This is a genomic window from Halanaerobium sp. (assembly GCF_003070835.1).
On sequence record NZ_QBLR01000359.1, the window covers coordinates 1 to 3,249 of the forward strand.

2 protein-coding genes and 1 riboswitch are annotated in these 3,249 nt (G+C 34.6%); of the genes, one reads left to right on the forward strand and one right to left on the reverse strand.

The features are described 5' to 3' along the window. The first annotated feature begins 272 nt into the window (after nt 1-272). Entirely contained in the window at nt 273-1,121 is an 849-nt protein-coding gene (locus tag CI949_RS18960; protein ID WP_290769304.1) for a proline/glycine betaine ABC transporter permease, read from the forward strand. Nucleotides 1,122-1,279: 158 nt separating this feature from the next. On the opposite strand, the gene gdhA is transcribed toward CI949_RS18960, so the two are convergent. Next, nucleotides 1,280-2,620 (reverse strand): NADP-specific glutamate dehydrogenase, encoded by a 1,341-nt coding sequence (gene gdhA, locus CI949_RS18965; protein WP_290769306.1) that lies wholly within the window; start codon nt 2,618-2,620, stop codon nt 1,280-1,282. Nucleotides 2,621-2,896: 276 nt separating this feature from the next. After that, nucleotides 2,897-3,086: riboswitch (Lysine riboswitch) on the forward strand. Nucleotides 3,087-3,249: the final 163 nt, after the last annotated feature.

The following is a 3,249-nucleotide window of genomic DNA, read 5'->3' on the forward strand; positions in this document are numbered from 1 at the left end:
GAATGTCTGGATTGATGAATATCAAAATAAAGAACGTGATCCAGAAGCAATCGCTGAAGAATGGATTGCAAATAACTTAGATATTGTTAACCAGTGGGTTTTTGGAGTGGAAAGTACTGATGGTCGAATGGGAAGAAAGGTAATAGCTGAAATTGTAAATAACTAAGTCAGATTAATAAGAAAATATCATTATAAAAATATAAAGTAGCGATCAATAAGTAAAGCTGGTGGTGTCAATTAAATTTGGTGCCGCCAGTTAAAATTTAAAAGGGATGGTGATTATTATTAATAGTATTCTTGAACTTTTAACTACCAAAATTCCTCTGGGAAACTGGGTAGAAAACTTTGTTAATTTTTTGATCAATAATTTTAGTGGACCTTTAAATGGATTTTCATCTTTTATAGAATTTATTGTAAGCGGAATAGAGTCAATACTTGCTTTTCCGCATCCTCTGGTATTAATTGCACTCTTTGCAGCTGCAGCCTGGAAGCTTAAGGGGAAAAAGATGGCAGTATTTGTTGCGGTTGGTCTATCACTAGTTTTAAATCTAGGGATGTGGGAACCCTTAGTTATAACTCTAGCCTCTATAATTACTTCTGTTTTAATTGCGCTGGTTATCGGGATTCCAATTGGAATTATTAAGGCTCATAATAAAGCTGTAGATTTAATTAGTCGACCGATTCTGGACTTTATGCAGACGATTCCACCTTTTGTTTATTTAATTCCTGCTTTGATGTTCTTTGGTCTTGGTAATGTATCAGGAGTGATTGCAACTGTAGTTTTTGCAATTGCACCACCTATCAGATTAACTTATCTGGGAATAAAACAGGTAGATGAAGAGTTAGAAGAAGCCGGTCATGCTTTTGGAGCAAACTGGTGGCAGATTTTATTTAAAATTGAACTTCCAGGAGCTATGCCTTCAATTATGATGGGAATCAATCAGTGTATTATGCTTTCTCTATCTATGGTAGTTATTGCAGCTATGATTGGAGCTGGAGGACTTGGCAAACCAGTTCTCAGATCACTAAATGTTGTTGATATTGGACTTGGTTTTGAAGCCGGTCTTGGAGTTGTAATTATAGCAATGGTACTGGATAGAATGTTTGGAAGAGATTCGTAATAAAAAATTCATTTCATTATAATAATTAATCTTCAAAGAGAATGAGAAGATAAATTTTGCAGCAGATAGATAAAAATCCCGCTCAAGGCAGTAAAATGCCCGGCGGGATTTTGTTATATCAATTTATTTATAGTAGTAAAATAGTTATGCTTACTAAATTAAACTACACCCTGATCTAACATTGCATTGGCAACTTTTAAGAAACCGGCAATATTTGCACCTGCTACCAGATCACCTTCCAGGCCATATTCAGCAGCAGCTGCACTGGTATCTTTATAAATATTGACCATAATCTTCTGCAGTTCCTGATCAACCTTATCAAAAGTCCATTCATCAAACATGGCATTTTGAGTCATCTCTATAGCAGATGTTGCAACTCCACCAGCATTAGCGGCTTTACCAGGAATATAGAAGAGATCATTATTTTTAACTATTTTAATTGCTTCTGGAGTTAATGGCATATTTGCACCTTCACTAATTGCAATTACTCCGTTATCAATTAATTTCTGTACTCCTACTGCATCCATTTCATTTTGAGTGGCACAGGGAAGAGCAATATCACAATCAATAGACCAGATATTACTATAATCTTCAGAGTAAACTGCCTCAGGATATTCTTCAAGATATTCTTTAATTCTACCGCGGTTAACTTCCTTAATTTCTTTAATCAGCTCAAGATCAATTCCTGTTTCATCATATAAATAACCGGAAGAATCACTCATTGCCACAACTTTTGCACCCAGCTGGGTAACTTTTTCATTGGCATAAATTGCAACATTACCAGAGCCTGAAATAACAACTTTCTTATTATTTAAAGATAAATCATTTTCTTTAAGCATTTCTTCTAATATGTAGACCAGACCATAACCTGTGGCTTCAGTCCGAACCAGACTTCCACCCCAGTCCAGACCTTTACCGGTTAATACTCCAGCTTCATATCTATTTTTAATTCTCTTATATTGCCCAAAGAGATAACCGATTTCTCTACCACCAACACCAATATCACCGGCAGGAACATCAGTCTTATCTCCAATATGGCGGGCTAGTTCTGTCATAAAGCTCTGACAGAAACGCATAACTTCCTGATCAGATTTACCTTTAGGATCAAAGTCACTACCACCTTTACCTCCACCAATCGGGCGACCTGTTAAGGCATTTTTAAAAATCTGTTCAAAACCCAGGAATTTTACTATACCTGTATATACAGAAGGATGAAATCTTAATCCACCTTTATAAGGACCAAGGGCTGAGTTAAATTCAATTCTAAAACCGCGATTAACCTGAATCTGACCCTGATCATCAACCCAGGGAACACGGAAAATAATCTGCCTTTCCGGCTCGACCAGCCTTTCTAAAATACCATTTTCCTCATATTCCGGATGTTTTTCAAAAACTGGATTCAATGACTCCAAAACTTCCTCGACAGCCTGATGGAATTCAACTTCACCAGGGTTTCTGTCTTTTACCATTTTTAAAACTCGTTCAGTATAATTGCTCAAACTTCTCACTCCTCAAAAAATTTTATAACATTAAACCATTACAAATTAATCTTAATATATAATTCACTTAAAATCAATTAAAAAGCTAAAGTTTTAGTTGTATACATGGATACTTGGCTATTTTTGAACTATAATAGAATTTACAAAATTATTATATTTACTAAAAATCTATTGAGATGAATTATCATTAAATTCTTGACAAGCTTTCTTCTATTATATATACTTAAACAAAGTAAAAACATAATAAATTTTAATAGGAAAATGCCTCATCAGATTCGATGAGGTAGAGGCGCGAATTTAGATTAGTATTTTTCAACTTCAGCTTAAACCGCTGTTGGGAAAGAAAGGCTGATTCGCCGAAGTTTTCAGTCAGGGTTTAATGGCTGTCTGCTGGGTCTGTATAAAAAATATGCAGAACTGTCATTAGTAGTTTAGTCCAGACTGCTGATGTTGAGCTATCTCAAAAGATGGAAGAGGTGATTTCTCTGATTAAGTATTTAACTCAGCGATTTCGCTGAGTTTTTGTTATATATAGATATTTTTCTTTTAATGAGAAGTTATGATAAAATAATTTTAGAACTAAAATTTTTAAAAATGGAGTAGATTTATGAAAACAATAACTATACCTG